This window comes from Flavobacterium sp. (genome assembly GCF_046293665.1).
Lineage (GTDB): Bacteria > Bacteroidota > Bacteroidia > Flavobacteriales > Flavobacteriaceae > Flavobacterium.
The window spans coordinates 379,844-405,405 of sequence record NZ_JBKBOL010000002.1; the positions used below are offsets into that span (position 1 = coordinate 379,844).

General features: G+C 36.7%; 27 protein-coding genes. 9 read left to right on the forward strand and 18 right to left on the reverse strand.

Features of this window, described 5'->3' with window-relative positions; genetic code table 11:
* The first annotated feature begins 52 nt into the window (after positions 1-52).
* The 4 genes from ACK4R1_RS06105 to ACK4R1_RS06120 all read left to right on the forward strand — a co-directional run bounded on the left by ACK4R1_RS06105 (position 53) and on the right by ACK4R1_RS06120 (position 4,066).
* Positions 53-1,093, forward strand: coding sequence for a hypothetical protein (locus tag ACK4R1_RS06105; RefSeq protein WP_409684690.1), 1,041 nt, complete (start codon positions 53-55; stop codon positions 1,091-1,093).
* Positions 1,094-1,119: 26 nt separating this feature from the next.
* Complete coding sequence (locus tag ACK4R1_RS06110) at positions 1,120-1,581, forward strand: hypothetical protein (protein ID WP_409684692.1); 462 nt, start codon at positions 1,120-1,122, stop codon at positions 1,579-1,581.
* A gap of 130 nt (positions 1,582-1,711) precedes the next feature.
* The gene (gene ffh / locus ACK4R1_RS06115; protein ID WP_409684694.1) at positions 1,712-3,049 is read left to right on the forward strand and encodes a signal recognition particle protein; all 1,338 of its coding nucleotides are present in this window, start codon (positions 1,712-1,714) and stop codon (positions 3,047-3,049) included.
* A 129-nt stretch (positions 3,050-3,178) separates the two neighbouring features.
* Positions 3,179-4,066 carry a bifunctional 5,10-methylenetetrahydrofolate dehydrogenase/5,10-methenyltetrahydrofolate cyclohydrolase gene (locus tag ACK4R1_RS06120; RefSeq protein ID WP_409684696.1) on the forward strand — a complete coding sequence of 296 codons (888 nt, stop codon included), beginning with the start codon at positions 3,179-3,181 and terminating at the stop codon, positions 4,064-4,066.
* Between the two features lie 19 nt (positions 4,067-4,085).
* On the opposite strand, the gene ACK4R1_RS06125 is transcribed toward ACK4R1_RS06120, so the two are convergent.
* From ACK4R1_RS06125 to ACK4R1_RS06135, 3 genes are read right to left on the reverse strand one after another with little or no spacing between them, the layout of a single operon-like run.
* Positions 4,086-4,511 (reverse strand): DUF1456 family protein, encoded by a 426-nt coding sequence (locus ACK4R1_RS06125; protein WP_409684698.1) that lies wholly within the window; start codon positions 4,509-4,511, stop codon positions 4,086-4,088.
* A gap of 43 nt (positions 4,512-4,554) precedes the next feature.
* Positions 4,555-5,361, reverse strand: coding sequence for an alpha/beta hydrolase (locus ACK4R1_RS06130; RefSeq protein WP_409684820.1), 807 nt, complete (start codon positions 5,359-5,361; stop codon positions 4,555-4,557).
* On the reverse strand, positions 5,361-5,864 hold the full coding sequence (locus ACK4R1_RS06135; RefSeq protein ID WP_409684700.1) for a hypothetical protein: 504 nt from the start codon (positions 5,862-5,864) through the stop codon (positions 5,361-5,363). The genes ACK4R1_RS06130 and ACK4R1_RS06135 overlap by 1 nt, the downstream gene beginning before the upstream one ends.
* 119 nt (positions 5,865-5,983) lie before the next feature.
* On the opposite strand from ACK4R1_RS06135, the gene ACK4R1_RS06140 reads away from it, so the two are divergent.
* Both ACK4R1_RS06140 and ACK4R1_RS06145 read left to right on the forward strand, forming a co-directional pair.
* The gene (locus tag ACK4R1_RS06140; protein WP_409684702.1) at positions 5,984-6,385 is read left to right on the forward strand and encodes an excinuclease ABC subunit B; all 402 of its coding nucleotides are present in this window, start codon (positions 5,984-5,986) and stop codon (positions 6,383-6,385) included.
* Between the two features lie 150 nt (positions 6,386-6,535).
* Positions 6,536-6,967, forward strand: a complete 432-nt coding sequence (locus ACK4R1_RS06145; protein WP_409684704.1) for an Hsp20/alpha crystallin family protein — start codon at positions 6,536-6,538, stop codon at positions 6,965-6,967.
* Between the two features lie 34 nt (positions 6,968-7,001).
* Here the strand turns inward: ACK4R1_RS06145 and ACK4R1_RS06150 are convergent, their stop codons facing one another.
* The 8 genes from ACK4R1_RS06150 to ACK4R1_RS06185 all read right to left on the reverse strand — a co-directional run bounded on the left by ACK4R1_RS06150 (position 7,002) and on the right by ACK4R1_RS06185 (position 15,894).
* Entirely contained in the window at positions 7,002-7,418 is a 417-nt protein-coding gene (locus ACK4R1_RS06150; RefSeq protein WP_409684706.1) for a DUF3788 family protein, read from the reverse strand.
* Between the two features lie 165 nt (positions 7,419-7,583).
* On the reverse strand, positions 7,584-8,417 hold the full coding sequence (locus tag ACK4R1_RS06155) for a hypothetical protein (RefSeq protein ID WP_409684708.1): 834 nt from the start codon (positions 8,415-8,417) through the stop codon (positions 7,584-7,586).
* Between the two features lie 8 nt (positions 8,418-8,425).
* Positions 8,426-10,423 (reverse strand): excinuclease ABC subunit UvrB, encoded by a 1,998-nt coding sequence (gene uvrB / locus ACK4R1_RS06160; protein WP_409684709.1) that lies wholly within the window; start codon positions 10,421-10,423, stop codon positions 8,426-8,428.
* A 39-nt stretch (positions 10,424-10,462) separates the two neighbouring features.
* Complete coding sequence (locus tag ACK4R1_RS06165) at positions 10,463-10,858, reverse strand: four helix bundle protein (RefSeq protein ID WP_409684711.1); 396 nt, start codon at positions 10,856-10,858, stop codon at positions 10,463-10,465.
* A 31-nt stretch (positions 10,859-10,889) separates the two neighbouring features.
* Complete coding sequence (gene rlmF, locus ACK4R1_RS06170) at positions 10,890-11,852, reverse strand: 23S rRNA (adenine(1618)-N(6))-methyltransferase RlmF (RefSeq protein ID WP_409684713.1); 963 nt, start codon at positions 11,850-11,852, stop codon at positions 10,890-10,892.
* A gap of 67 nt (positions 11,853-11,919) precedes the next feature.
* A complete protein-coding gene (locus ACK4R1_RS06175) occupies positions 11,920-12,582 on the reverse strand; it encodes a thiamine diphosphokinase (protein WP_409684715.1) in 663 nt (220 codons plus the stop codon).
* A gap of 116 nt (positions 12,583-12,698) precedes the next feature.
* Positions 12,699-13,517: a DUF4249 domain-containing protein gene (locus ACK4R1_RS06180; protein ID WP_409684717.1), complete on the reverse strand. Its 819-nt coding sequence runs from the start codon at positions 13,515-13,517 to the stop codon at positions 12,699-12,701.
* A gap of 4 nt (positions 13,518-13,521) precedes the next feature.
* Positions 13,522-15,894, reverse strand: a complete 2,373-nt coding sequence (locus ACK4R1_RS06185; RefSeq protein WP_409684718.1) for a TonB-dependent receptor — start codon at positions 15,892-15,894, stop codon at positions 13,522-13,524.
* A gap of 133 nt (positions 15,895-16,027) precedes the next feature.
* Between ACK4R1_RS06185 and ACK4R1_RS06190 the strand changes: the two genes are divergently transcribed.
* Entirely contained in the window at positions 16,028-16,708 is a 681-nt protein-coding gene (locus ACK4R1_RS06190) for a hypothetical protein (RefSeq protein ID WP_409684720.1), read from the forward strand.
* A gap of 51 nt (positions 16,709-16,759) precedes the next feature.
* Here ACK4R1_RS06190 and ACK4R1_RS06195 read toward each other — a convergent pair whose 3' ends face one another.
* The 6 genes from ACK4R1_RS06195 to ACK4R1_RS06220 form a co-directional block, all read right to left on the reverse strand.
* Positions 16,760-18,982 carry an NADP-dependent isocitrate dehydrogenase gene (locus ACK4R1_RS06195; protein ID WP_409684722.1) on the reverse strand — a complete coding sequence of 741 codons (2,223 nt, stop codon included), beginning with the start codon at positions 18,980-18,982 and terminating at the stop codon, positions 16,760-16,762.
* Between the two features lie 236 nt (positions 18,983-19,218).
* Entirely contained in the window at positions 19,219-19,569 is a 351-nt protein-coding gene (gene rplS / locus ACK4R1_RS06200; protein ID WP_121315098.1) for a 50S ribosomal protein L19, read from the reverse strand.
* 126 nt (positions 19,570-19,695) lie between these two features.
* Positions 19,696-20,706 (reverse strand): Gfo/Idh/MocA family oxidoreductase, encoded by a 1,011-nt coding sequence (locus tag ACK4R1_RS06205; RefSeq protein ID WP_409684724.1) that lies wholly within the window; start codon positions 20,704-20,706, stop codon positions 19,696-19,698.
* 2 nt (positions 20,707-20,708) lie between these two features.
* The gene (gene trmD / locus ACK4R1_RS06210) at positions 20,709-21,386 is read right to left on the reverse strand and encodes a tRNA (guanosine(37)-N1)-methyltransferase TrmD (RefSeq protein WP_409684726.1); all 678 of its coding nucleotides are present in this window, start codon (positions 21,384-21,386) and stop codon (positions 20,709-20,711) included.
* Between the two features lie 146 nt (positions 21,387-21,532).
* Positions 21,533-22,333, reverse strand: coding sequence for a class I SAM-dependent methyltransferase (locus ACK4R1_RS06215; RefSeq protein WP_409684728.1), 801 nt, complete (start codon positions 22,331-22,333; stop codon positions 21,533-21,535).
* 68 nt (positions 22,334-22,401) lie between these two features.
* On the reverse strand, positions 22,402-22,851 hold the full coding sequence (locus ACK4R1_RS06220) for a DUF1569 domain-containing protein (protein WP_409684730.1): 450 nt from the start codon (positions 22,849-22,851) through the stop codon (positions 22,402-22,404).
* Between the two features lie 73 nt (positions 22,852-22,924).
* Between ACK4R1_RS06220 and ACK4R1_RS06225 the strand changes: the two genes are divergently transcribed.
* Positions 22,925-23,860 (forward strand): peptidylprolyl isomerase, encoded by a 936-nt coding sequence (locus tag ACK4R1_RS06225; protein ID WP_409684732.1) that lies wholly within the window; start codon positions 22,925-22,927, stop codon positions 23,858-23,860.
* Positions 23,861-23,950: 90 nt separating this feature from the next.
* Positions 23,951-24,253 carry a cytochrome c gene (locus tag ACK4R1_RS06230; RefSeq protein ID WP_409684734.1) on the forward strand — a complete coding sequence of 101 codons (303 nt, stop codon included), beginning with the start codon at positions 23,951-23,953 and terminating at the stop codon, positions 24,251-24,253.
* A gap of 34 nt (positions 24,254-24,287) precedes the next feature.
* Here the strand turns inward: ACK4R1_RS06230 and ACK4R1_RS06235 are convergent, their stop codons facing one another.
* Complete coding sequence (locus tag ACK4R1_RS06235; RefSeq protein ID WP_409684736.1) at positions 24,288-25,562, reverse strand: glucose-1-phosphate adenylyltransferase; 1,275 nt, start codon at positions 25,560-25,562, stop codon at positions 24,288-24,290.

Sequence of the window (25,562 nt, forward strand, 5' to 3'; positions counted from 1 at the left end):
AACCAACCAAAGCCAAAGGCGAACGGAGCGGAGCTAAACCTATTATCATCTTATGAAAGCAGTACGATATATAATTTTCGGCTTTATTTTTATCTCTTTAGGCAGTTGTCAGGAAGAAGAGGAAACGATTATTCAAGACAATACCCAAACTTTTGTGGTTGGTTCAAGGATAGCAGGATTGTTGTCTCGAACTTCTCAAAACCCAACGGCAGTTGATAATGTATTGGATAGTTCGAGTTGTTTTAGCGTGCAATTGCCAGTAACTGTGATTGTAAACGCACAACAAATAGTTGTATCTGACCAAGCAGATTACCAAACGGTTCAAAATGCAATTGATGAATTTTCAGATGATGATGATTTGGTGAACTTTGTCTATCCGATAACTATTATTTATCAAAATTTTCAAACCCAAGTGTTGCAAGATGCTGATGATTTAGAGGATGTCTTAGAGGATTGTGATGAAGATGACGGTTTTGATGAAATTGACTGTATTACATTGGTTTACCCAATTACATTGAATATCTATGATAGTAATAATCAGTTGGCTAATACTATAACCATTACCAATAACAGTAATCTTTTTAATTTTTTGAGCAATTTAGGAAACAATGTTTTTGTAGCTATTAATTATCCTATCTCGGCAGTGAATTCTAACGGACAAACAATCGTTATTAATTCAAATAATGAGTTAGAGAATTTTATCGACGATTCTATAGATGATTGTGATGATAATAATTCAGGCGGTGGAAGCGGAAATCAAACTTTTATAGCTGTTTTGACTTCCGGCACTTGGTATATTTCTTATTTCATGGAAGATGATGATAACCAAACGAGTTATTTTAACGGATATGATTTTACTTTCAATAATAATAGTACTGTTGCAGCGGTTAAAAACGGAGTGACCACCAATGGAACTTGGAGCACATATGTTAACAGCGGAGTAAATAAACTGGACTTAAGTTTTGCCGGAAATGCTTTAGATGAAATAGAAGAAGATTGGAGAATCATTGAGTTTTCAGCAACGCAAATCAGATTGAAACACGTCAGCGGCGGCGATGGAAGTACCGATTACCTGACTTTTACAAAAAACTAAATATTAACCTAATAAATACTAAAACAATGAAAAAACTAATTTTAATCCCGGCCCTTTTCTGCCTATTCATGCTAAATGTGGCATCCATGTGCAGTTCTGATGATGATTCCTCTTCCTCATCAGATCCTACTCCGGTAATCAATACTGCTACGAATGGAACTTGGAGAGTAACGAGTTACGTTGATTCAGGTAACGATGAAACCAATCATTTTACAGGATACAATTTTACGTTTGCTACAGGTAATGTTTTAACGGCAACCAACGGAACCAATACTTATGCCGGAACTTGGTCGGTTACTTCTGATGACAGTAACGATGATAGTCCAAGCAACGATTTAGATTTTAATATTGGTTTTACTTCACCAGCTAACTTTGCTGATCTTACAGACGATTGGGATATAGTGTCTTATACTGCAACAACCATTTCATTAATTGATGTTAGCGGCGGAAATGGCGGAACCGATACCTTAGTGTTTACTAAAAATTAAGTTTGATTTTAAATAGAGTTATTGATTGAAAACCATCCCGATAAAAAGGATGGTTTTTTTATTTGGTCAAGCATAGAAGTTCTAAATCAAATCCTTAAATTTGCACTTCATTAAAACAAAGCATAGCATTATGTTCAATAATTTAAGTGATAAACTAGATAAAGCATTACATATCCTAAAAGGACATGGAAAAATCACCGAAGTCAATGTAGCCGAGACTTTAAAAGAAGTACGTCGTGCTTTATTGGATGCCGACGTTAATTTTAAAATTGCCAAAGATTTTACCACTAGAGTTAAAGACAAAGCTATCGGTGAAAATGTATTAACTACATTACAACCGGGACAACTGATGGTCAAAATCGTAAAAGACGAATTGACCGAATTAATGGGCGGCGAAGCTACAGGAATCAACTTGTCAGGAACGCCATCGATTATTTTGATGTCGGGTTTACAAGGTTCGGGTAAAACCACTTTCTCAGGAAAACTGGCTAATTACTTGAAAACCAAAAAAGGGAAAAAACCATTATTGGTAGCTTGTGATATCTATCGTCCGGCGGCGATTAACCAGTTACACGTGGTTGGTGACCAAATCGGAGTTGAAGTATATTCTGAACCTGAAAATAAAAATGCGGTTTCCATCGCTCAAAATGCCATTCAATATGCCAAATCAAAAGGATTCAATGTAGTCATTGTCGATACTGCCGGTCGTTTGGCCATCGATGAAGAAATGATGAACGAAATTGCTAATGTGCATGCAGCTATCAAACCACAAGAAACATTGTTTGTAGTCGATTCGATGACCGGTCAAGATGCCGTAAATACTGCCAAAGCGTTTAACGACAGATTGAATTTTGACGGAGTAATTTTAACCAAATTAGACGGTGATACTCGAGGTGGAGCTGCGATTTCTATCAAATCGGTAGTAGACAAACCAATCAAATTTATCGGAACCGGAGAAAAAATGGAAGCTATCGATGTATTCTATCCATCGCGTATGGCGGAAAGAATACTTGGCATGGGTGACGTGGTTTCGTTAGTAGAAAGAGCACAAGAGCAATACGACGAAGAAGAAGCTAGAAAACTCCAAAAGAAAATCGCTAAAAACGAATTTGGTTTCGACGATTTCTTAGCCCAAATCCAGCAAGTGAAAAAAATGGGGAACATGAAAGACTTAGTCGGCATGATTCCAGGTGCCGGAAAAGCACTAAAAGATGTTGAAATTGAAGACGATGCGTTCAAACACATAGAAGCCATCATTCACTCGATGACACCATTGGAAAGAACCAAACCGGCTGTTATTGATATGAAAAGAAAAAACAGAATCGCCAAAGGTTCGGGAACGAAAATAGAGCAGGTAAACCAATTGCTGAAGCAATTCGACCAAATGAGCAAAATGATGAAGATGATGCAAGGCGGTGGTGGCAAAAACTTAATGCGCATGATGGGCGGCATGAAAGGAATGAGATAGATTAGTTTAAGGTTTAAAGTTTCAAGTTATGAAGTTTTAAACCTTAAATTTTTTCAGTATATAACTAACTACTAATGTTTCAGTTTTACACAACTTTAAACCTGAAACTTTAAACCTGAAACATCGATTATGGAATTATTAGACGGAAAGAAAGTATCGAACGATATTAAAGCAGAAATCACGGCTGAAGTGAATAAAATGAAAGCCAATGGTGAAAAAGTACCACATTTAGCTGCAGTAATTGTAGGGAATGACGGTGCGAGTTTGACGTATGTCGGAAGCAAAGTAAAAGCCTGTGAATTGGTGGGTTTTGAATCAACTTTGGTTAAAATGCCAAGTACTACTTCGGAAACGGAGTTGTTGAAGAAGATCAAAGAACTCAATGAAAATGATGATATCGATGGTTTCATTGTACAGTTGCCCTTGCCGGAACAAATCGATACACAAAGGGTTTTGATGGCGATTGATCCAAGCAAAGACGTTGATGGTTTCCATCCTGAAAACTTCGGAAAAATGGCTTTGGATATGACAACTTTTATTCCGGCAACACCATTTGGAATTTTAGAATTATTGGAACGATACAATGTAGAAACCAAAGGAAAACATACCGTTGTCATTGGAAGAAGTCACATTGTTGGTCGCCCAATGAGTATTTTAATGGGAAGAAAAGGATTTCCCGGAAATTCGACCGTTACCTTGACACACAGTTACACTAAAAATATTGCGCAAATCACCACGCAAGCCGATATTATTATCACCGCTTTAGGTGTTCCAAATTACTTGAAAGCCGAAATGATTAAAGATGACGCCGTAGTAATTGACGTAGGAATCACTCGTGTAGCCGATGATACTGATCCAAGAGGTTACCGAATTACCGGTGATGTTGATTTTGAATTTGTATCCAAAAAAGCTTCTTATATCACACCGGTACCTGGTGGTGTTGGTCCAATGACGATTGCTATGTTGCTGAAAAATACGTTACTCGCCAGAGAGCAGAAACGATTAAGATTAGAATAAAAAAATCCTGAGTGAAAGCTCAGGATTTTTTGTTTTTACCGTTTTTATATTGCACTTTTTCCACTACTTGGACTTTGGGCGCTTGCTTTTTGTCTTTTGGATTGAAAGGCTTTTTCTTTGTAATTGTTTTAGGCTTTGGCTTGAATTCAGTTTTTGGCTTTTCAATTACATTTTTCTTTACCGCTTCCTGATTTTGTTTAATCACATCCATCGCATTTTTGGGTTCTTCTTTGGTACCACGCAAATGAATGACCAATCCGTTCAGAAAATTACGTAGCACTTGGTCACCACAATCCATATATTTAGGATGGTCGGCATTACGGAAAAAAGCACCCAATTCGGCTGCCGAAATTCTGAAATCTACCAATTGCATGATTTCTACAATTTGGTCATCGCGCAGTTGTAAAGCGACACGGAGTTTTTTGAATATATCGTTGTTGTTCATTTTTCAAATTTTACTTTGTACTTCGTAATTTTTACTTCGTACTTTAAAACAGCCAAAGATACGCCTTTTTAAAATTCTCCCGCCACAATTTTTCGTTGTGTTGTCCGCCTTTGACAATTACTTTTTTGTTGAGTTTTTTGCATTCACACCGCTTGGTATTGACCCATTTTTCTACATTTTCCATGTCTGGGACAATATCGGCATCGCCTTCATTATCGCCACAAAGAAAATAGATTTTGGTTTTGAATTCAGTTGTTTTTGATAGTAAATCATTAATATCTTTTCGATTAAACCAAAAAGAAGGCGAGAAGCAACCTACTTTTCCAAACACATCAGGATATTTCAAAGCGGCATAAAAGGAAACCAATCCGCCTAAAGAACTTCCCATAATGGCTGTGTTTTTGGCATTGGTTTTGGTCCGGTAAGTCGCGTCAACTTTAGGTTTTAGTGTACTGACTATAAAATCTAAATAATCATCAGCTTTGCCACCAGCGTATTTCGGATGCGGATAAGGCGTCAATTCTTCGATGCGCTTTTCTCCACCATGTTCGATTCCAATTACGATTACTTGTGCATTGATGCTGTCTAAAGTCTCATCAACATTCCATTCGCCTACATAGGAAGTCTTAGCATCAAAAAGGTTTTGAGCATCATGCATGTAAAGAACAGGATATTTTTTGGCGGAAGCCGAATAATTTTTAGGCAAGTACACCCAGATTTTCTTAGTGGTTTTTAGTTGCGGCGCTTCAATGGTAAAAGTTGAAACTTGCTTGCTGGCTGTGCTTTCTTGGGCATTTAGCTGACTGAAAGCAAAACTAACTAGAAGAAAAAAAAGGACTTTCAAAATGATTAGTTGTTAGAATCGGTTTCTTTTTCCTTTTCTTCAGCTCCGCTTTGCTCGGTAGTGCCTTTTGTTTTTTTCTTCTTCTTATCTGCTTTTTGAGTTTTTAACAGTGCGTATTTTTCTTTTTGGGAAGCATTCAAATAACTCACTATGGTTTTATCCATATTTTCTTGAATGGATTTCATTTCCGCTGTTTTTTCTTCGTCTGAATAGTCACTTTTAAGTACAATATCCATTCTTTTACTACTGTTGATCATTTCGTTTTTAATCGCAATATATTGCAACTCGTCAAGAGTCAACTCAGTTTTTAAAACAGACATATAGCTGTCAACTTGCTTAGTCCTGTTTTTTTCAATTTCTGCCGGAGTTAACTCTCTTGGGGTTGATTGAGGACTTTGCATTCGGTTATTTCTATTCATGCCTTGTCCGCCGTTGGGATTAACAAACTGTGCATTGGCTTCAATTGTAAAAAAGAGAATACAGAACAACACTATTTTTACTATTTTCATGGTAGCATTAATTTTTAAAAAGGTAAAATTAACTAAAATTATGGAGGTATCAATGTTTAAAATAAATGATTAACATTTGACAAAAAATCATATTTTAGCAAAAAAATAATTATTGATTGATGAATAAATACGAAGAAAAATTAGCGTTATTGGCCGAAATGATTGCTTTTTCTGTAGTTGACGGAAGACTGCACGAAAGAGAATTCCTTTTTTTATCAATGATAGCCGATGAACTTCAGGTGGCAAAAGAAGATTTTAAAGCCTTATTTCATCAAGAAAATTATCCTACTCATATCAAAACAGAGTTTGAACGTATCCAACAATTCTATCGTTTGGCTTTGTTAATGCATTGTGATGGTGTGTTACACGAACGTGAACAGATTAAAATTCATGAAATAGGAATCAATATGGGATTGAATCCGCATGCAATTAAACGCGTATTGAAAGCGATGGAAATTTCGCCTACCAAAATGATTTCTCCGGAGTTTTTACTCGAAGTATTTCAAGAGCAATTAAACTGATTTTTAGTCAGTTAAAAGATTCTTAAATCCGACAAAATTTCATTTCTAACTTAAAAATATTGCCAAAATGACTTATGTATTGTCTTGGTATATTGTTTGTTTTTTGGATTGTGATTAAAATAAAATGTTTAACATTAAATTTTTACAACCATGAACTTAGTTAAAAGAAACTACAACAACTTTCCATCAATCATTGATGAGTTTTTGAAGCCTGATTGGTTTGGCGGATTTCAAAATTTACAAACCAATATACCGGCCGTTAACATTAAAGAAACCGACACTAATTACAGTTTAGAGTTAGCCGCACCGGGAAAAGTTAAAGACGATTTTACCATTGAAATCGACCACAATGTCTTGACTATTTCTTCAGAAGTAAAAACAGAAAATGAGCAAAAAGACGATAACGGAAGATATACACGCAGAGAGTTTAGCTATGCTGCTTTCAGAAGAGCATTTACTTTACCGGAAACAGTAAACACAGAGGACATCAATGCTAATTATGAAAACGGAGTATTGTTTGTAACGTTACCAAAAAAGCAAGAAGCGTTGCCTAAACCAAAAAGATTGATTGATATCCTTTAATCAATAAGCGTCCTAAATTAGGGCGCTTTTTTATTTAATGGTTGATCTTTATTTCAATGAGATTTAATATATCGTTTAGCAAAGTTTTATCAGTAATTTCAATCCTAATTCCACGTCCTTCAGCATATACTTTAGCCGCTTGAAGTTCGGTTTTTATAGTTTCAGAAATGTTACTTTCCAAAATAGCATCGGTGGCTTTTTGGCCAAAAACAAAAGCAACTTTAAAGAATTTATCCCTTGGTAACAAGTAAATAATCACTCTTTTTTTATCTTTTATCCTATAACTCCAGCCGAATTTCTCGCTTGAAAAATGCCATTCGCTTACAGCTTCCGGATATAATTTTAAAGTATGTTCCATAAAAGTTTGCCAAAAAGGATAGGCTTCTCCCAAAGCTTCTTGAAGCTGAAGTTCTGTTGGTGTTTCCGATTTATGGGTAAAAATACTTTTCATTCAATCGTAGTCAATTTACTTTGCAACGCCTTAATTTCATTGAAAATTTTTTCGCATAGCAACAGATAAATAATTAGATTATTTTGTCGTTTATCCTAAAATTCCAGCCAAATAATTTCTTCTTAGTTTGTGAAAATATTATAAAAATTCTTCAATTGGTAGGTTCTAAAATTGATATCCAATTCTAAGTAGAGGAGATATTTTCGTCCAATTCCATTGTTTTACATCATATTTTACGTCTCCATATACTTCAACATGTTCATTAATATTTTGATTAGGAACCGATACATCACTTATTTCAAGTCGCGTCGACTTGTTATTGGAAAATGTTTTCATGAAGTAAACCTGAAATTCGGCAGATACAACCCAATTCTCTGAAAAATTGTATTGTGGTTTAAAAACCGGGCCTAATCCGAAACTGGATATATTTCCAATCCTATCATTAACAGTTATGTTTTGTTCGTACAAAGGACTGTTGTCCAAAGTACTTTCTTGGTAAAGATTGTAGTTATAATCACCTTTTCCTTCCAAATAATAAACCGAAGCAAGATCGATTCCAAAATCAAAATCAAAATTATTGGCTAAATGAATTCGTTTTGCAATACCGACAAAGACATTGATATGATTTTGAGTATAAGTGTAGTTGTTATTGACAGTTGTTTTAATATTTTCATCAATATTGAAAGCTTCAAAATCCAGATGTTCTTTGATGTCTCGTATGGTAAGTCCTAATCTTGTTCTAAAAACGACATCATGCTTGATTCTTTCATAACTGATTCCAAAGGCATTTGAGAAAGCATTTCTGGAATAATTATTCTTCTCTGTCAAATAGGGCGATAATAACCAATCATCGTTATAAAACTCCCGAAGAGAATTTTGTATGGGCTGGTAAAATTCTATAGAGATGGTGTTTTTCTTTTTGGCTTTAGGTTTAATTGTTTCCTGTGCAGAAGCTGTGTATGAGATTAAAACAATGAAAAAATAGAGTGTCTTTGTCATAGTATTTTTTATGTTGTAGTTAATTTACTTTGCAACGTCTGAATTTCATCACGAAACTTTGCCGCTTGCATAAAATCTAAATCTTTTGCCGCTTTTTCCATGGCTTTTCGAGCGTCACGGATTTTCTTTTCGATTTCGGGTTTGGATAAATACAAACTTTCCGGTTCGGCTGCTTTGGCGATTTTGTCTTCAAAATATTGGGTTGAAACCGAATTACCACTTAAAGCATTTCCTAAACTTTTGTTCAGTGCTTTTGGTTCCAATCCATGAAGCGTATTGTATTCTATTTGTTTGCCACGACGGTAATTGGTGTCATCCATCGTTTTTTGCATGCTGTTGGTAATCTTGTCAGCATACATAATTGCTTTTCCGTTCACGTTTCTTGCGGCACGACCTACGGTTTGGGTCAACGAACGATGACTGCGCAAAAAACCTTCTTTATCGGCATCCAAAATCGCTACCAAAGACACTTCGGGTAAATCTAAACCTTCACGCAATAAGTTTACGCCTATCAAAACATCAAATAAACCTTTGCGCAAATCCTGCATAATTTCAACACGTTCCAAAGTATCAACATCCGAATGAATATAGCGACAACGAATGGAAACCTTCGTCAAATATTTGGTCAGTTCTTCCGCCATTCTTTTGGTTAAAGTGGTGACCAAAACTCGCTCATCAGCTTCACATCTAACTTGAATTTCTTCGATTAAATCGTCAATTTGGTTCAAACTCGGACGTACTTCAATAATTGGATCCAATAAGCCCGTTGGACGAATCACTTGCTCTACATAAATTCCTTCGGATTTTTGCAATTCATAATCTGCAGGTGTGGCGGAAACATAAACCACTTGGTTTTGCATGCTTTCAAATTCCTCAAACTTCAACGGACGATTGTCCATCGCGGCCGGTAAACGAAAACCGTATTCGACTAAGTTTTCTTTCCGACTTCTATCACCGCCATACATGGCATGTACTTGTGAAATCGTGACGTGACTTTCATCTACCACCATTAAATAATCGTCGGGAAAATAATCTAACAAACAAAAAGGTCGTGTTCCGGGAAGTCTTCGGTCTAAGTAGCGAGAATAATTTTCGATTCCGGAACAATAGCCCAATTCGCGAATCATTTCTAAATCGAAATTGGTGCGTTCTTCCAAACGTTTGGCTTCAAGATGTTTGCCTATTTCTTTAAAATAATCGACTTGCTTCACCAAATCCTGTTGGATATCCCAAATTGCCGCTTGCAAAACATCGGGTGATGTTACAAACATATTGGCGGGATAAATATTCAGTTTTTCGTAGCGTTCGAAAACTTTGGCGGTTTTTGGGTCGAAAGCTTCTATTTCTTCAATTTCGTCGCCAAAGAAATGCACACGGAAAGGTTCGTCTGCATAACTCGGGAAGATTTCCACAGTGTCGCCTTTGATTCTAAATGTTCCCGGAGTGAATTCTACTTCGGTTCTGGAATATAAACTTTGCACTAGGCGATGTAATAATTTAGTGCGTGAAATTATTTGGCCTTTGTCAATTGAAATCACATTTTTTTGAAACTCGACCGGATTTCCGATACCGTACAAACAAGAGACAGAAGCTACAACCAAAACATCTCTTCGTCCTGATAATAGGGCAGAAGTAGTGCTCAAACGCAGTTTCTCCAATTCGTCATTGATGGACAAATCTTTCTCGATAAAAACGCCGGTAACCGGAATGTAAGCTTCGGGTTGGTAATAGTCATAATACGACACAAAATACTGTACGGAATTATTCGGAAAAAATTGCTTAAACTCTGAATACAACTGAGCTGCCAAGGTTTTGTTGTGAGCCAAAACCAAAGTCGGTTTTTCCACATTTTGGATCACATTAGCCATAGTAAACGTCTTTCCGGAACCGGTTACGCCTAAAAGTGTTTGGTATTTTTCACCATTAACAATGCCTTTGACTAGTTTGTCTATAGCTTGTGGTTGGTCACCGGTAGGTTGGTATTCGGATACGACTTGGAATTTCATTTTTTAAGTGCGATTTACAAAGTACAAAGTACGAAGTTTTTATTTGGTTTTAATATTACTTTTGGTTGTTTTTATAGCCGCAACTATAATAGCGGTTAATTCTTTTGCCTCTTTTATTAATGGTTGAAATCCAGATTCCAAATTTAATTTTTCCATTTGAGAAACCTCAAAAAGTAACTCTAAAAAATAATCACTTTCATCAATTTCTTCTTCCACAATTTTAAGTTTGTTTAAAAAATCTGCGGTTGATTTAGCCCGTTGTGATGCCCTGTAATTGGCACCCACAGAACTCGAACTTCTGATAAGTTGATTGACATAGGCATTGTACTCTCTGGTTTTTGGTAATTGTGAGCACAATTTCCAACAATCTAAAGCAAACTTTTTTGTTCTTTGTTTCAAATCATTTGTCATATAAATCAAAATTAAAATTTTCACTTCACACTTCCCACTTCCCACTTCGTACTTCTCACTTCGTACTTTGTACCTCGTACTTCCAATCTTGCTGTTGTTTATTGGTCAAAAACGTCCACGCCACTATTCGGCTAATCTTTTGGCCTTGCGCCATATCGATGGTTCTGATTTCGGCAGCGCCAACTTTATTCAGCGTTTTATAAATGCTTTTCAGGTTGTCTTTTTTGGAAACTAAAGTCGTAAACCATAAACATTGCATCGGATATTTGGCGCTTTCATAAATCATTTGGGTGATAAAACCTATTTCGCCGCCTTGGCACCACAATTCTGCATTTTGGCCACCGAAATTTAAAACGGGTTTTGAGGTTTTTTTATCACTTAAAGTATTCACTTTTCGCAAAGCACTTTTCGCCGCTTCTTCAGCCGAATTGTGAAACGGCGGGTTACAAATCGTAAAAGCAAATTTGTCTTCCGGCAAAATGATGTTTTTGAAAATAAATCTAGGTTCAATTTGCAATTGTAAACTAATCACCTCAATCAACTTTGGATTATTGGCTATGATTTTTTTGCAATTTTGCAGCGCTTTTTCGTCAATATCGGTGCCAACAAAACTCCAACCATAAGAGCTATTTCCAATAATTGGATAAATGCAATTGGCACCAATCCCAATATCTAAACCTACTATAGCTTCGCCTTCAGGAATGACACCATTGTTTGTTTCGGCCAATAAATCGGCGAGGTAATGAACGTAATCAGTTCTTCCCGGAATCGGTGGACAAAGATAATTGGTCGGAATGTCCCAATTTTGAATGTCGTAATAGAAAATCAACAAGGCTTTGTTCAGTGCTTTTACAGCATCAGGATTACTGAAATCTACAGATTCTATGTTGTGCTCGTTGGTGTAAACAAAACTTTGCAATTCGGGACAAACTTTTATCAAAGCGTCGAAATCATATCGAAATCGGTGTGGATTTCTCGGGTGGAAGCTTGTTTTTTCTGAACTATTTTGAGTTTTCAAAGTATATTTTAATTTAGTAACTGCAAATTATTTATGAGATATTTAATTTGCGAATCTGCGGTTATTTTTAATCCCAACATTCCATCAGCAACAAATCGCCGTCGGTGTGAGTGATTTTTACGATTCCGTCTTTAGTAACGTGGTTGCTGCTTCCGGTTCGGTAACCGATGGTTAATGCTTCATTGGTTAAAGAATAGAAAAGATTTTGGGTTGAGATGCCGGTTACTTTTCCGATAGGAATTAGAGAAAGTATGGTGTTTTCCGTATACCATTTTTCAAATTGATTCGGCAATAAAAACACTTTCGAATGGTCGTCAAGAATCACGACTTTTAATTTATTTCGATAAGCAACTATGTTGGTTAAATTGGTAATTGTATGGTCGGCTCTTCTTCCGGTAGCCCAAATCACATTGGCAGCTTTGTGACCTTTTTCGATTAAATAATCAAAGGCTTTTTCCAAGTCGGTTTTCTCTTGGTTGGGTGCGTAAACAATTTCAATGGGGTATTGCTTTTCTTTGTAATATTCCGGGTCAAAACCTCGGTCAAAATCGCCCAGCAATACATCAACTTTAATCCCTAACTCCAAAACCCGCTCAATAGCCGAATCTAGAACGATGACTAGTGGTGACCATTCAAGCAATTGTCCTAATAGTTCTGTACTACAAGCCTCGCCATTGGCAATAATCAAAGCTGGTTCTTGGTCGTCGCGAACGATGTGATGTGATGACATTGTGAATTTAGATTTTAGACTTAAGATTTCAGAATGAAAAGGTGTAAATTTAGTGATATTGTTTTACTTTATTCTAAACTTCAGAAATCTAAAATCGTTAGGCTTAGCGTGTCAATTTATTGTATAATATATTCGGAAACTTCGGTTTTGCTCAATCTGAAAAAACCTAGGGCAAAATTATTGAAATCCGTTTGGTTGATGATATTGCCTCTAACCGTTGACGTTGGTGTAGAAAATGGTCCCATACTATTTGAACCGGTTTGTTCCAATAAGATATCCATATAGTTATAGTAATTTAGGGTAATACCGTTTAGGGTAAATTTTAAGGTGTCTCCGGCTTTTAAATCTTCACTGAAATACAAACCAAACATCTCATTGTTTTGAAAAAAACGGTCTTCAATTACACCATATTCGGGGATGACTTTATAGGGGTCATCAATTCTTACCAAATAATGATTGGTTTCATTGACTAAATCATTGAAAAAGAATTTCACTTCAATTTCATCGCCTAAAATACCGCCTTCATCGTTTTGTTCTATTCTGGTTACTGTTGGCGTATCTAACAATTTTTCAGTTGAAGTATAAGTTTCTCCTTCATAGATAACGGTTAAAGTGTAAGTTTCATTTAATACCGGATTAAAGTTTAGGCATTTGTAAACTCCGAGTTCTGTGTCTTGAATAAAATTAAAAACCTCATTAGAACTATTGGTAATGTAAACTATCGCATCAGTTACCGGAGGAATTTCATTGGAGAAATAACCGGTCGTAGTAGAAAGTTTGATGATTTGTTCATTTCCCGGAGTTCCATTCATCCATTGAATAGAAGCTTCAATAACCAATCTTGGTGCTGAGGTAGACAAATCCACATCAATTACTTTTTCACAAGAAGTGAAAGCAAAAAGAACTATGGATAAACTGAATAATATCTTTTTCATAAATTTAGAATTTAATGTTATAAGTGGCACTGGGAACAATTCCGAAAATCGACAGTCGGATGGCTTCATTAGAACCGGTTTCTTGGTTTTGTCTGAATGTAATGGAAGCCGAATTCATCCTGTTGTAAATATTGTAAATTCCGAAAACCCATTCACTTTGCCACTTTCTGCCTTTGTTTTTAGTTGGTGTCAAAGTAGCCGAAACGTCTAAGCGATGGTACATTGGTAAATTATTTTCGTTTCGCGAGCTGAAAATCGGAACGGTGATGCCTTGGTATTCATATTGACCGGTTGGAAAGGTAACGGGTTGACCGGTTTGCAAAATAAAATTGGAACTAAAACGCCATTTTTCATTTAATTTATAATTGCCTACTATGGCCAAATTATGCAGTTTATCAAAACCGGTGCGATACCATTCTCCGTTATTAATACCCGTTTCCTCTGGTGTTCTGCCTTCAACTTGTTGTTCTGTTCTCGACAAGGTATAAGAAACCCAACCTTTGAATCGACCCGAGTTTTTTCGGAACAAAATTTCTAAACCATAAGCCCTGGCTTTTCCGTTTAAAACAACTCTTTCAATGGCTTCGTTGGCTATTAAGTTTGCACCGTCAATATAATCGACGCGATTTTTAATTTTCTTAAAAAAAGTTTCTACTTCAAGCGAATATAAATCATCACTTAAATTTCGGAAATAACCCAAAGCGACTTGGTCTAAAATCTGTGGTTTCAAATATTGGTCACTTGGTGCCCAAACGTCTAAAGGTGTTGGCGACTGCGTGTTGGAAATCAAATGCAAATACTGCGACATTCGGTTGTAACTCGCTTTTATCGATTGGTCATCATTTAAGGTGTAAGCAATAGCAAAACGAGGTTCAAGATTTTCGAAATGGGCTATCGTTTGATTTTTACCATAACTCACCGTTCCGATAGGTTCCGCGCTTTCATAAATTTGATATTGAGAATTAAAAGTGACCGGCTGATTATTGGCATAAGTGTTTAAAGTTTGTTGTCCTAAACGAAGAAAATTACTAACGCGAATGCCGTAAGAAAGCGCAATGTTTTTAGAGATTTGGTGTTCTGCATCTAAATAAACGGCATTTTCCACAGCATATTTTTTGTCCAATTGATCCGCATTAATTCCGGATTCTTCATTGGTAGGTTCAATTTTACCCGGATTAAAATCGTAATAATTGGTTTGTAAACCGTAAGTCAGTTTGAATTTATCGGTCAAATAATGTTTGAAATCGTATTTTAAATTGTAGTTCTTAATACCGCTGTCCCAATTGAATCCGATAAAATCCAATCGAAGGCCATAATAATAATCAGAATAAATCATAGAAAGATTAGAGAATAATTTGTCTGAGAATAAATGATTCCATCTTAAATTAATAACGGTATTTCCATAAGTGTTGACAAAACTATTATTCAATTGAAATACATCTCTGCCAAAATATCCCGAAAGATAAACATTGTTTTTTTCATTAAGAGAATAGCTCAATTTGGTATTCAAATCATAAAAATAAGCCGAGTTCGGATTGTCTACCAATTTTAGAAAAAGGTGCGCATACGAACCTCTTCCGGCAACCACAAAGGAACCCTTACCTTTTACGATTGGTCCTTCAGCCAGGATTCTGCTTGAAATTAGACCAATACCGCCATTCATGTGAAAGGAATCTTTGTTGCCTTCCTTTTGGTAAATGTCTAAAATAGAAGATAATCGACCTCCGTATCTTGCAGGAATTCCACCTTTGTATAGCTTTAAATCTTTGATAGCATCCGGATTAAAAACTGAAAATAACCCAAACAAGTGAGAGGAATTATAAATAGTAGCTTCATCTAACAAAACCAAGTTTTGATCTGCACCACCGCCACGAACATTAAAACCCGATTGTCCTTCGCCGGCATTGGTCACTCCGGGAAGCGTTAGAATCGATTTAATCACATCAACTTCTCCGAATATTACGGGCATTTCTTTGATTTCCTGAATGGTCAGTTTGTTGACGCTCATTTCAGGCTTTCTCACATCGACACGCTTGCTGTTTTGAAGAATTACGACTTCATCAAGTTGTTGACTGCTTTCTGATATTAAAAAATTCTTTCGAATGTCTTGAGTAAGTTCTATGGTTTCAGTGATGGTTTTGTAGCCAATGTAACTAATCGATAAAGTATAGCTTCCTTTGGGCAAAGTAATAGAATAGAAACCGTATTCATTAGTGGTCAGGCCGGTTTTGGTTTCTTGAATATACAATGAAACACCTATTAAGGTCTCTTTATTTTTCCCGTCTGAAACCAAACCACTGATGGTATATTTTTGTTGAGAATAGAGTTGAAACGTTAATAATATTAAAAAGATAGGAGTGAAAATATTTTTTGGCATAAATTTGGCTTTTAGAGTTGCAAAATTCTTGATAAAATTAGTAATTTCCTCATAATCATTTGTTAAGGTTTGGTTAATACAAAACAGTTTTTTTAGAGATTTTATTATTTTCACTAATCACAAGAAAGATATAATGAAGGCAAGTTTTACGATATTATTTTTGATAATTGTCAGTTTTGAAGGGTTTGCTCAATTTGAGCAGCCCAAGAAGACTTTAAAAATAGCACCGGTAACTAATCCAACCGGAGAAGTATCTCCAACTTCTTCAAAATCGATTACTTATCCTAGTATTTTTGATAAGAAAGACAAGTTGCTCGAAAATGTTTCTCTGTTAAAAAAGAAACCCGAGGAAGAAAAGAGTATAATGGAAAAAGAGAAATTTGCTGATCCATCAAAGCCATATACTGAAAGAATGAACAAGAAAAGCAGCGATGGTGAAATTCTGGAAAAATTCAAAAGTGATAGTTTTTTAGGCCAATTTAAAACCGGCTCCAAAACTATAAGTATTGCTTGTAGAGATCATGAAGCACCTGACGGAGATTTGGTTAGAATTTGGCTCAATGATAAAATTGTGGTTGATGCTATTTTATTAGAAGTTAGTTTCAAAGAAGTGTATCTAGACTTAAACGAAGGGATCAACAAAATAGAAATAGAAGCTTTAAATCAGGGAGAATCCGGACCAAACACAGCGCAGTTTGTAATTTACGACCAAAAGAAAGGCATTGTAACCACTAATAAATGGAACTTGACTACCGGTGTCAAAGCCAAATTAATTATCTTAAAAGATGACGGCGGTTTACAAGAACAGAAATAAAAAAAAGCGACTTAATTAAGTCGCTTTTTTTATTAAATAAATCGAATTTGATTATACTAATTTTGATAAAATAGTATTAAAAGTTTCACTCGGACGCATTGCCTTTTCAGTCAAAACTTTTGAAGGTTGATAATAACCGCCAATTTGCTGAGGTTTCCCTTGGGCTCCAATTAGCTCTTCATTAATTTTAGCTTCGTTAGCGTTTAATTCACCTGCAATTTGAGTAAACTTAGCTTGTAATTCTGCGTCCTTAGTTTGAGCAGCTAAAGCTTCTGCCCAATACATCGCCAAGTAGAAATGCGAACCTCTGTTGTCAATTTGGCCGACTTTACGCGCCGGAGATTTATCGTTAGCCAAGAATTTTTCAGTGGCAACGTCTAAAGCTTCGGCTAAAACCATCGATTTAGGATTGTTTTGGGTTTGCGCTAAATGTTCCAAGGAAGCGCCGAGTGCTAAGAATTCGCCTAACGAATCCCAACGCAAATAACCTTCTTCAATAAATTGCTCAATGTGTTTTGGTGCTGAACCTCCGGCTCCGGTTTCGAACAAGCCACCGCCATTCATTAATGGAACAATGGATAACATTTTGGCCGAAGTGCCCACTTCTAAAATCGGGAACAAATCGGTTAAATAATCACGCAATACGTTTCCGGTTACTGAAATGGTGTCTAACCCTTGACGGATTCTTTCTAAAGTCAGTTTAGTCGCATCAATCGGATTCATGATTCTAATGTCCAATCCGTTGGTGTCGTAATCTTTTAGGTATAAGTGTACTTTTTTGATGATTTCTCTATCGTGTGCACGGTTTTCATCCAACCAGAAAATGGCAGGTGTCGCGGATAATCGCGCTCTGTTTACCGCTAACTTTACCCAGTCTTGAATGGGTGCATCTTTGGTTTGACACATTCTGAAAATATCTCCGGCTTCTACCGCTTGTTCCATCAATACATTGCCTTCTGCATCTAAAACTTGAATAGTTCCGTCAGCTTCGGCTTGGAAAGTTTTGTCGTGTGAACCGTATTCTTCTGCTTTTTGAGCCATCAAACCTACATTCGGTACTGAACCCATAGTTCTTGGGTCGAGCGCGCCATTGGTTTTACAATCTTCAATAGTCGCTACGTAAAGACCTGCGTAACATCTATCCGGAATTAAAGCAAAAGTATCTTGGGCTTTGCCTTCTTTGTTCCACATTTGTCCCGAAGTACGAATCATCGCCGGCATAGAAGCGTCAACAATAACGTCTGATGGTACGTGGAAGTTAGTGATTCCTTTATCAGAATTCACCATGGCTAACGCCGGTCCGTTGGCAATTGCCGTTTCAATCGCAGCTGTGATTTCAGCTTCTTGCGGATGACCTGCAATTTTTACATACAAATCACCTAAACCATTATCGGCTTTGTAGCCTAATGATTTGAATACGTCGCCATATTTAGCAAAAACGTCTTTGAAATATACTTCCACCATCGCCCCGAAAATAATCGGGTCGGACACTTTCATCATCGTGGCTTTTAAGTGAGCCGATAATAAAACGCCGGCGGCTTTGGCTTCTTCAATAGTTTTAGAAACAAAAGTCTTTAGGGATCTTAAATTCATTACCGAAGAATCAATTACTTCTCCTGATTTCAGAGCAGATAAGCCTTTTAATTCTTTAGTCGAACCGTCTATGCCAACAAATTCTATTTTGAATTGAGCTGCATTGGCCACTGTAACCGATTTTTCAGTACCGTAGAAATCGCCTTCATTCATAAAGGCTACTTTGGTTTTAGACTCTTTAGACCAAGCGCCCATAGAATGCGGATTGGCTTTGGCATAATTTTTCACCGCTTTCGGTGCTCTACGATCAGAGTTTCCTTCACGTAAAACCGGATTTACGGCAGAACCCAATACTTTAGCATAAGCTGTTTTAATAGCTTTTTCTTCGTCGGTTGTTGGATTGTCAGGATAATTCGGAACTGCGTAACCATGTGCTTGTAATTCGGCAATAGCGTCTGTTAATTGCGGAATAGAAGCGGAAACGTTGGGTAGTTTTATGATGTTGGCTTCAGGCGTTGTAGCCAGTTGTCCTAATTCGGCTAAAGCATCGCTAACCCTTTGGTCATCTTTTAAGTATTCCGGGAAATTAGATAAAATTCTTCCGGCCAGTGAAATATCTCTTAATTCAATATCGATATTAGCCGGAGCGGTGAAGGCTTGTACTATAGGCAAAAACGAATGCGTGGCCAACATTGGCGCTTCATCTGTTAAAGTGTAGTGGATTTTTGCTTTTTGTGTCATTGTAAAGGTTTTTATTCGTAATGTTTGTTTGTGTTGTATGACCTCAAAAGTGTTTATTTTGAAGCAAGCAAATATAAAGAAATCAAGGCGAACCTTTTACGAAATCGATTGAATTATCAAATCGACAATTAAAGCAGAAAAAAATATTGAATTGTCAAAATATCGAATTTAAATTGTCAGGAATAAAAAAAGTCCCGACAAAATCGGGACTTTTTTTATGAGTACAAAGCGGAGAATTATCTTCTTCTTTCTTTGATTTTTGCTTTTTTACCGGTAAGTTCTCTAAAGTAGTAGATACGAGCTCTTCTAACTTTACCTCTTTGGTTTACTTCAACTTTTTGCAAAGCCGGCATGTTTACTGGGAAGATACGCTCTACACCAACAGCACCAGACATTTTACGGATAGTAAAAGTTTCAGTCAATCCTGCACCTTTTCTTTGGATTACAACTCCTTTGAAAAACTGAGTTCTTGTTTTTTCACCCTCTTTAATTTCGTAGTAAACTGTGATAGTATCACCAGCTCCGAATAAAGGGAAATCTTTTTTTGTTGATAATTCGTTATTAACGAAATCTACTAAATTTGCCATTTTTAAGAATATTATGGTTTGAAATCTGAGCAACATTCACGGTTTTCGCCAGAGGTTAGTCAAATGTGGGGGCAAAGATAAAAAAGAATTGCGAATTATGAATTACGAATTACGAATTTTTTTTAATCAAACAAGCAATTTTAATTGAGCCGTAATGTCTTGATTTTTAACAGAATACTCTTTGTTGCTGCGAATGCTTTGATAAACTTCATCAAATAGTGCATTGAAATTTCCTTTAATTGACGGAATCGTTTCAACTATTTGTTGGTCGTTTTCATTGTAATAAGTCAGTTTTCCTTCTTTGTTTGGTTTTTCCATGCCAAATTTTGGATGTAAAGGTGACATGCCTTCAATCAATTGATTTTCCTGCTCGTCACAGAATGCTTTAATGAAACTTCCTTTAGTACCATGAATTACAATGCCGGCCTGGGCATCGGTAACCAACATACTTGTAGTAATAAATACATTGACTTTATTCGGGAAAACAATATGCATAAACGCAAAATCATCAACTTGAGAATTGTCGCGATAGCTATTTTTATGTCTGTAATGACGCTCAGGTTTTCCAAAAATAGAAATCGCTTGGTCAATCAAATGCGAACCTAAATCATACCAAATCCCGCTACTCGGAATCGGAGTTTCTTTAAAAGTTTTGACACCAATCGTTGGACGATAACGGTCGAATCTCAAATGCATTTCAATAATATCGCCGAGTTTTCCTGAGTTTATGATGTTTTTAGCCGAAGTGATATCACTGCTCCAACGACGATTTTGGTAAACAAAAACTTTACGGGTTACTTTTTCGGACAAAGCCAAAAGCGTTTCAAATTCTTTCGGAGTAGCAGTAGCCGGTTTTTCAATTAAGACATGTTTGTTAGCTTCTAAAGCCAACTTGGCATAATCAAAATGAGTATTATTCGGCGTGTTGATTACCACCAATTCAATGGTTTCATCTGAAAGTAATTCGTCAATAGTCGAAAAACTAATGATTTCAGGATAATCGTTTGCCGCTTTCTTTGCATTTCGTTCCAAAACGGCATAAAGCTGAAAACCTTTATTCGTTGCTAAAAACGGCGCGTGAAAAACTTTCCCCGACATGCCGTAAGCCAACAAAGCAGTAACAACCGGTTTTTCCATGATTAGTCTTCCAATAAATCAGGTCTTCTATTTTTGGTATGCTCATACGCCATGTCTTCTCGCCATTTGTCAATTTTAGCAAAATGACCACTAGTCAACACTTCAGGCACTTTCCAACCTTTATAATCTGCCGGTCGTGTATAAATTGGTCCCGATAACAAATTGTCCTGAAAACTATCTGTCAAAGCCGAAGTTTCATCACTCAAAACACCGGGAATCAATCGGATAATTGCATCGCAAAAAACAATCGCGCCAATTTCACCACCCGAAAGGACATAATCGCCAATCGAGATTTCCTTCGTAATAAAATGATCGCGAACGCGTTGGTCAACGCCTTTATAATGGCCGCAAAGAATGATAATATTCTCGTACATCGACATCGTATTGGCCATTTTTTGGTTCAACGTTTCTCCGTCGGGCGACATATAAATAATTTCGTCATACTCGCGTTGGCTTTTCAAATGCGTGATGCAATCGTCTATCGGCTGTATCATCATGACCATGCCTGCACCGCCGCCAAATTGGTAATCGTCAACACTTTTCTGCTTGTTGGTCGTGTAATCTCTCAGGTTGTGAAAATGCACTTCCACCAATCCTTTTTCGATGGCGCGTTTCATAATCGAGCCTTCAAACGGACTTCGCAATAAATCGGGTAATATGGTAATGATGTCTATTCGCATGGTGCAAATATAAAGAAGTTTTTTTTGAAGCTGTTTCCGGCTTTCCGCTACAATCTTTTTTAAATTGCCAAGGGTTAAAACCCACGGCAAATTAAAAAAGGATTTTCACTTCAATCCGGGCTAGGGTTTCAATTTAAAGAGGAAATTTATTTCTTCGATGCCAAAATCGAATACACCATCGGGATTTTATTGTCCAAAGGTTTGATACGGAACTTTCCCGGTTCTGATTCTATCGTTTGGTTAAAACAATTATAAGGCGAATAATCGTATTCGTTAAAAGTGTTGATTTCCAAACCGCTTTGTATCAAACTGTTCAAAATCTCACTAATCGGGTGGTTCCAAGTAATGGTTTTAGTTTCAATCGGCGCTTGCTTGTCGGCGTAAGTTCCGGTAGTGTTTTCAATAATGGGCTCGACATTAAAATAATTATAAAAAACGGTTGTAAAATCATCATCAAACATCCAAACCACCGGATGAAAATCCGCCATGATAAATTGTCCGTTCGGCTTTAAAAAATGCGAAACCACTTTCGCCCATTTTTCCAAATCGGGAAACCAGCCAATAGTACCATAACTGGTAAAAACAATATCGAATTTTTCATCGATTAATGTTGGAGCCTCATAAATATCGCAACAAACAAAAGTTACGTCGAGATTAAGTTTTTTAGCAAATTCTCGAGCTCTTTCAATGGCTTTATCCGATAAATCTAATCCGGTGGCTTTGGCACCCATTCGCGACAACGAAATCGTATCTTGCCCAAAATGACACTGCAAATGCAATATCTTTTTACCGGAAACATCGCCCAATAAAGCCAACTCAATGTCGTTCAGCGTTGATTTTCCGTTCAAAAAACTTTCCATATCATAAAACGCTGAAGCGATGTGAACATCCACTTTATCGTTCCAAGTAGCTTTATTGAGTTTGATATAATCGGAACCTTCTTTCATCTTTTCTCTATATTCTATTCTCTATATTCTATTCTCTATTTTCTATTTTCTATATTCTATTTTCTTTTTTAAACCCCAAATTGTCTCAAATGGTGATCCAAATGCATGGTGTGCATTTTACTCCATTCTTCATAAGTCATTTCCCCAAAGAAAGGATGCTTAGTCGTTTTAATGGCTTTCTGACCCAGTTCAGAAAAAATATTGATTCTTTCAATCAGTCCTTGTTTTGCGGCTTCAAAATCATAAGTTTCTTTTCGGATAAAAGCCGGCGCAGTCGGACTGTTCTTATGGTATTCTTTTGAATTCAATATTTTATTCCGTGCCAATTTCCCAATGATACGCATCAAAAAATTGGCCTTCATAGGTGTTTTTCCAAAAGCGAAATCCAATGGTGCCTGACAATGAGACAACATCTGGTCTACGGTCATTTTTCCCCATAAAGCTTTACTTTCCGGGGTGAGTTGGTGGATTCTGGAGATGATTACATCGTTGTCGACTTTACTGAAAATTGAACTCATGCTTTTGTTTTTGGTAACCAAATTTACAATATAAAATAGTACCTTTGCACCAGATTTTTTAAAAAATAACACCATGGAAAACGGAATATACGCTAAATTCAACACCACAAAAGGATCGATTTTAGTAAAACTAACACACGATTTAACACCGGGAACGGTAGGGAATTTTGTAGGCCTAGCCGAAGGACAATTAGAGAATTCAGCCAAACCTATGGGAAAACCTTATTATGATGGCTTAAAATTCCACCGAGTAATCCCCGATTTTATGATACAAGGTGGTTGTCCGCAAGGTATCGGAACCGGTGGTCCGGGTTATAATTTTGACGATGAGTTTCACCCAACGTTAAAACACGATAAACCGGGTGTTTTATCAATGGCCAATGCCGGACCGGGAAGCAATGGTTCCCAGTTTTTCATCACGCATGTACCAACAAATTGGTTAGACGGAAAACACACTGTTTTTGGTCACGTGGTTGAAGGACAAGATATTGTTGATGCAGTTGCCCAAGGTGATTCAATAGAAACATTGGAAATCGTTAGGGTAGGAGATGAAGCTCAAAAATGGAATGCCATTGAAGCCTTCAGAACGTTTGAAGGTTCAAGACAAAGAAGAATCGAAGAAGCTAAAAAACAAGCGGAAGAATCGATGGAAAAATTGGCTGCCGGTTTTGAAAAAACAGCAAGCGGTTTGCGTTACAAATTCATCCAAAAAGGAAACGGCAAACAAGCCGAAGCCGGCAAAACGGTTTCAGTTCATTATACCGGACAATTAGAAAATGGTAAAACATTTGACTCGTCTTATCCACGTAAAAAACCAATCGAATTCCCATTAGGAAAAGGTCACGTGATTGAAGGTTGGGATGAAGGCATTGCCTTGTTACAAGTTGGAGATAAAGCGCGTTTTGTAATTCCGTCTTATTTAGGATATGGTTCAAGCGGCGCCGGAGGTGTAATTCCACCGGATGCAACTTTGGTTTTCGATGTAGAATTAATGGATGTAAAAGGGTAATACAAAACTTAAGTTTTGATTAAAAGAAAATCCCAACTGTTTACGGTTGGGATTTTTCTTTACATTTACTTCAACCAATAACTAAAAATCATGAAATATAAAGTACTTGCCTTGGCTGTTTTGGCCACTATTATTTATTCATGTGCTTCTAAATCGAGTATGCCAATGGCAACAACACCAAAAGAGGAAATTAAATTCGCTACAGTCATGACTCCTGAATTGGCAGAAGGAAAATCTCTTTTTGAGAATAATTGTGGTAAATGCCATTCTTTATACCAACCAACTGACTACAATGCAGAACAATGGAAACCGATTGTTTTAGATATGCAAAAGAAAGCCAACTTAGATGATGCCCAAGGTCAAAAAATCTACAATTATTTGACTATGCAATAATAAAAAAACACTCTGTTTAGAGTGTTTTTTTATTTTATACAGTAAATCCATTCGGAAGGATAGCACCTTTTTTGACGACTATGATGCCATCTTTTATCGTGTATAATTCAGTATCGGTATCTTCTAAGTGTTTTCCACCGTTGAGACGAACATCATTGCCGATTCTACAATCTTTGTCAACTATAGTGTTATTGATAAAACAACGTTCACCAATACCAACGTTGATAATTCCATGCAATGAATTGGTTCTGATTTCTTCCAGGTTTTGATAATAATCATTGCCCATCAAATAGGAGTTGATTACGGTTGATCCATAACCTACGCGACTTCTAATCCCGATCACTGAATGTTCAACAGTAGCTCCGTTTAAAATACAACCTTCGGCTATAACTGATTTGTCAACGGTTGATGAACCGGTAATTTTTGACGGAGGCAAAACCCTGGCACGGGTATAAATTTTACTCGAATTGTCAAATAAATTGAATTTAGGAATGTCATCGGTTAAGCCTAAATTGGCCTCAAAGAATGAGTCAATGTTTCCAATGTCGGTCCAATAACCTTCATATTGATAGCTTAACATTTTTTGCTTTCCAATGGCTTGCGGAATGATTTCTTTGCCAAAATCCTTAGTGTCCGGGTTTTTCATCAATTCAACTAACAATTCTTTGTTGAAGATGTAGATTCCCATTGACGCCAAATAATGTTTGCCTTCGGCTTGAGATTCTTCGCTTACCTCTGAAGTCCATTCTGGGAGTAAACTCGCATTGGGTTTTTCGATGAAAGAAGTAATGTAATTTTCGGCATCAGTTTTTAGAATCCCAAATTCGGTAGCTTCTTTAGCGGTAACCGGTAAAGTGGCAATCGAAATATCGGCACCGGCATCATGATGCGCTTTGATCATCGCATTAAAATCCATTTGGTACAATTGGTCACCCGATAAAATCAGCGCATAATCAAACTCATGGTTCATAAAATGATGCATACACTGTCGAACCGCATCAGCTGTACCTTGAAACCACGTAATATTGTCGGGTGTTTGTTCGGCCGCTAAAATGTCAACGAAAGCCGTACTGAAATGGCTAAAATGATAAGTATTTTTGATGTGTTGGTTCAATGAAGCCGAATTGAATTGCGTTAACACAAACATCCTTTTAATATCAGAGTTGATACAATTCGAAATCGGAATATCCACCAAACGGTATTTTCCGGCAATCGGGACAGCCGGTTTTGAACGGGTCAGTGTTAATGGCGCCAATCTTGAACCTTGTCCGCCACCTAAAATAATGGCTAGTGTGCTTTTATTTATCAT

Bases quoted from the DNA above. Each gene is read 5' to 3' on its own strand.
- ACK4R1_RS06105 (WP_409684690.1), top strand. From the start codon at position 53: ATGAAAGCAGTACGATATATAATTTTCGGCTTTATTTTTATCTCTTTA.
- ACK4R1_RS06110 (WP_409684692.1), top strand. From the start codon at position 1,120: ATGAAAAAACTAATTTTAATCCCGGCCCTTTTCTGCCTATTCATGCTA.
- ffh (WP_409684694.1), top strand. From the start codon at position 1,712: ATGTTCAATAATTTAAGTGATAAACTAGATAAAGCATTACATATCCTA.
- ACK4R1_RS06120 (WP_409684696.1), top strand. From the start codon at position 3,179: ATGGAATTATTAGACGGAAAGAAAGTATCGAACGATATTAAAGCAGAA.
- ACK4R1_RS06125 (WP_409684698.1), bottom strand. From the start codon at position 4,511: ATGAACAACAACGATATATTCAAAAAACTCCGTGTCGCTTTACAACTG.
- ACK4R1_RS06135 (WP_409684700.1), bottom strand. From the start codon at position 5,864: ATGAAAATAGTAAAAATAGTGTTGTTCTGTATTCTCTTTTTTACAATT.
- ACK4R1_RS06140 (WP_409684702.1), top strand. From the start codon at position 5,984: ATGAATAAATACGAAGAAAAATTAGCGTTATTGGCCGAAATGATTGCT.
- ACK4R1_RS06145 (WP_409684704.1), top strand. From the start codon at position 6,536: ATGAACTTAGTTAAAAGAAACTACAACAACTTTCCATCAATCATTGAT.
- ACK4R1_RS06150 (WP_409684706.1), bottom strand. From the start codon at position 7,418: ATGAAAAGTATTTTTACCCATAAATCGGAAACACCAACAGAACTTCAG.
- ACK4R1_RS06155 (WP_409684708.1), bottom strand. From the start codon at position 8,417: ATGACAAAGACACTCTATTTTTTCATTGTTTTAATCTCATACACAGCT.
- uvrB (WP_409684709.1), bottom strand. From the start codon at position 10,423: ATGAAATTCCAAGTCGTATCCGAATACCAACCTACCGGTGACCAACCA.
- ACK4R1_RS06175 (WP_409684715.1), bottom strand. From the start codon at position 12,582: ATGTCATCACATCACATCGTTCGCGACGACCAAGAACCAGCTTTGATT.
- ACK4R1_RS06180 (WP_409684717.1), bottom strand. From the start codon at position 13,517: ATGAAAAAGATATTATTCAGTTTATCCATAGTTCTTTTTGCTTTCACT.
- ACK4R1_RS06185 (WP_409684718.1), bottom strand. From the start codon at position 15,894: ATGCCAAAAAATATTTTCACTCCTATCTTTTTAATATTATTAACGTTT.
- ACK4R1_RS06190 (WP_409684720.1), top strand. From the start codon at position 16,028: ATGAAGGCAAGTTTTACGATATTATTTTTGATAATTGTCAGTTTTGAA.
- ACK4R1_RS06195 (WP_409684722.1), bottom strand. From the start codon at position 18,982: ATGACACAAAAAGCAAAAATCCACTACACTTTAACAGATGAAGCGCCA.
- rplS (WP_121315098.1), bottom strand. From the start codon at position 19,569: ATGGCAAATTTAGTAGATTTCGTTAATAACGAATTATCAACAAAAAAA.
- ACK4R1_RS06205 (WP_409684724.1), bottom strand. From the start codon at position 20,706: ATGGAAAAACCGGTTGTTACTGCTTTGTTGGCTTACGGCATGTCGGGG.
- trmD (WP_409684726.1), bottom strand. From the start codon at position 21,386: ATGCGAATAGACATCATTACCATATTACCCGATTTATTGCGAAGTCCG.
- ACK4R1_RS06215 (WP_409684728.1), bottom strand. From the start codon at position 22,333: ATGAAAGAAGGTTCCGATTATATCAAACTCAATAAAGCTACTTGGAAC.
- ACK4R1_RS06220 (WP_409684730.1), bottom strand. From the start codon at position 22,851: ATGAGTTCAATTTTCAGTAAAGTCGACAACGATGTAATCATCTCCAGA.
- ACK4R1_RS06225 (WP_409684732.1), top strand. From the start codon at position 22,925: ATGGAAAACGGAATATACGCTAAATTCAACACCACAAAAGGATCGATT.
- ACK4R1_RS06230 (WP_409684734.1), top strand. From the start codon at position 23,951: ATGAAATATAAAGTACTTGCCTTGGCTGTTTTGGCCACTATTATTTAT.
- ACK4R1_RS06235 (WP_409684736.1), bottom strand. From the start codon at position 25,562: ATGATAAATAAAAGCACACTAGCCATTATTTTAGGTGGCGGACAAGGT.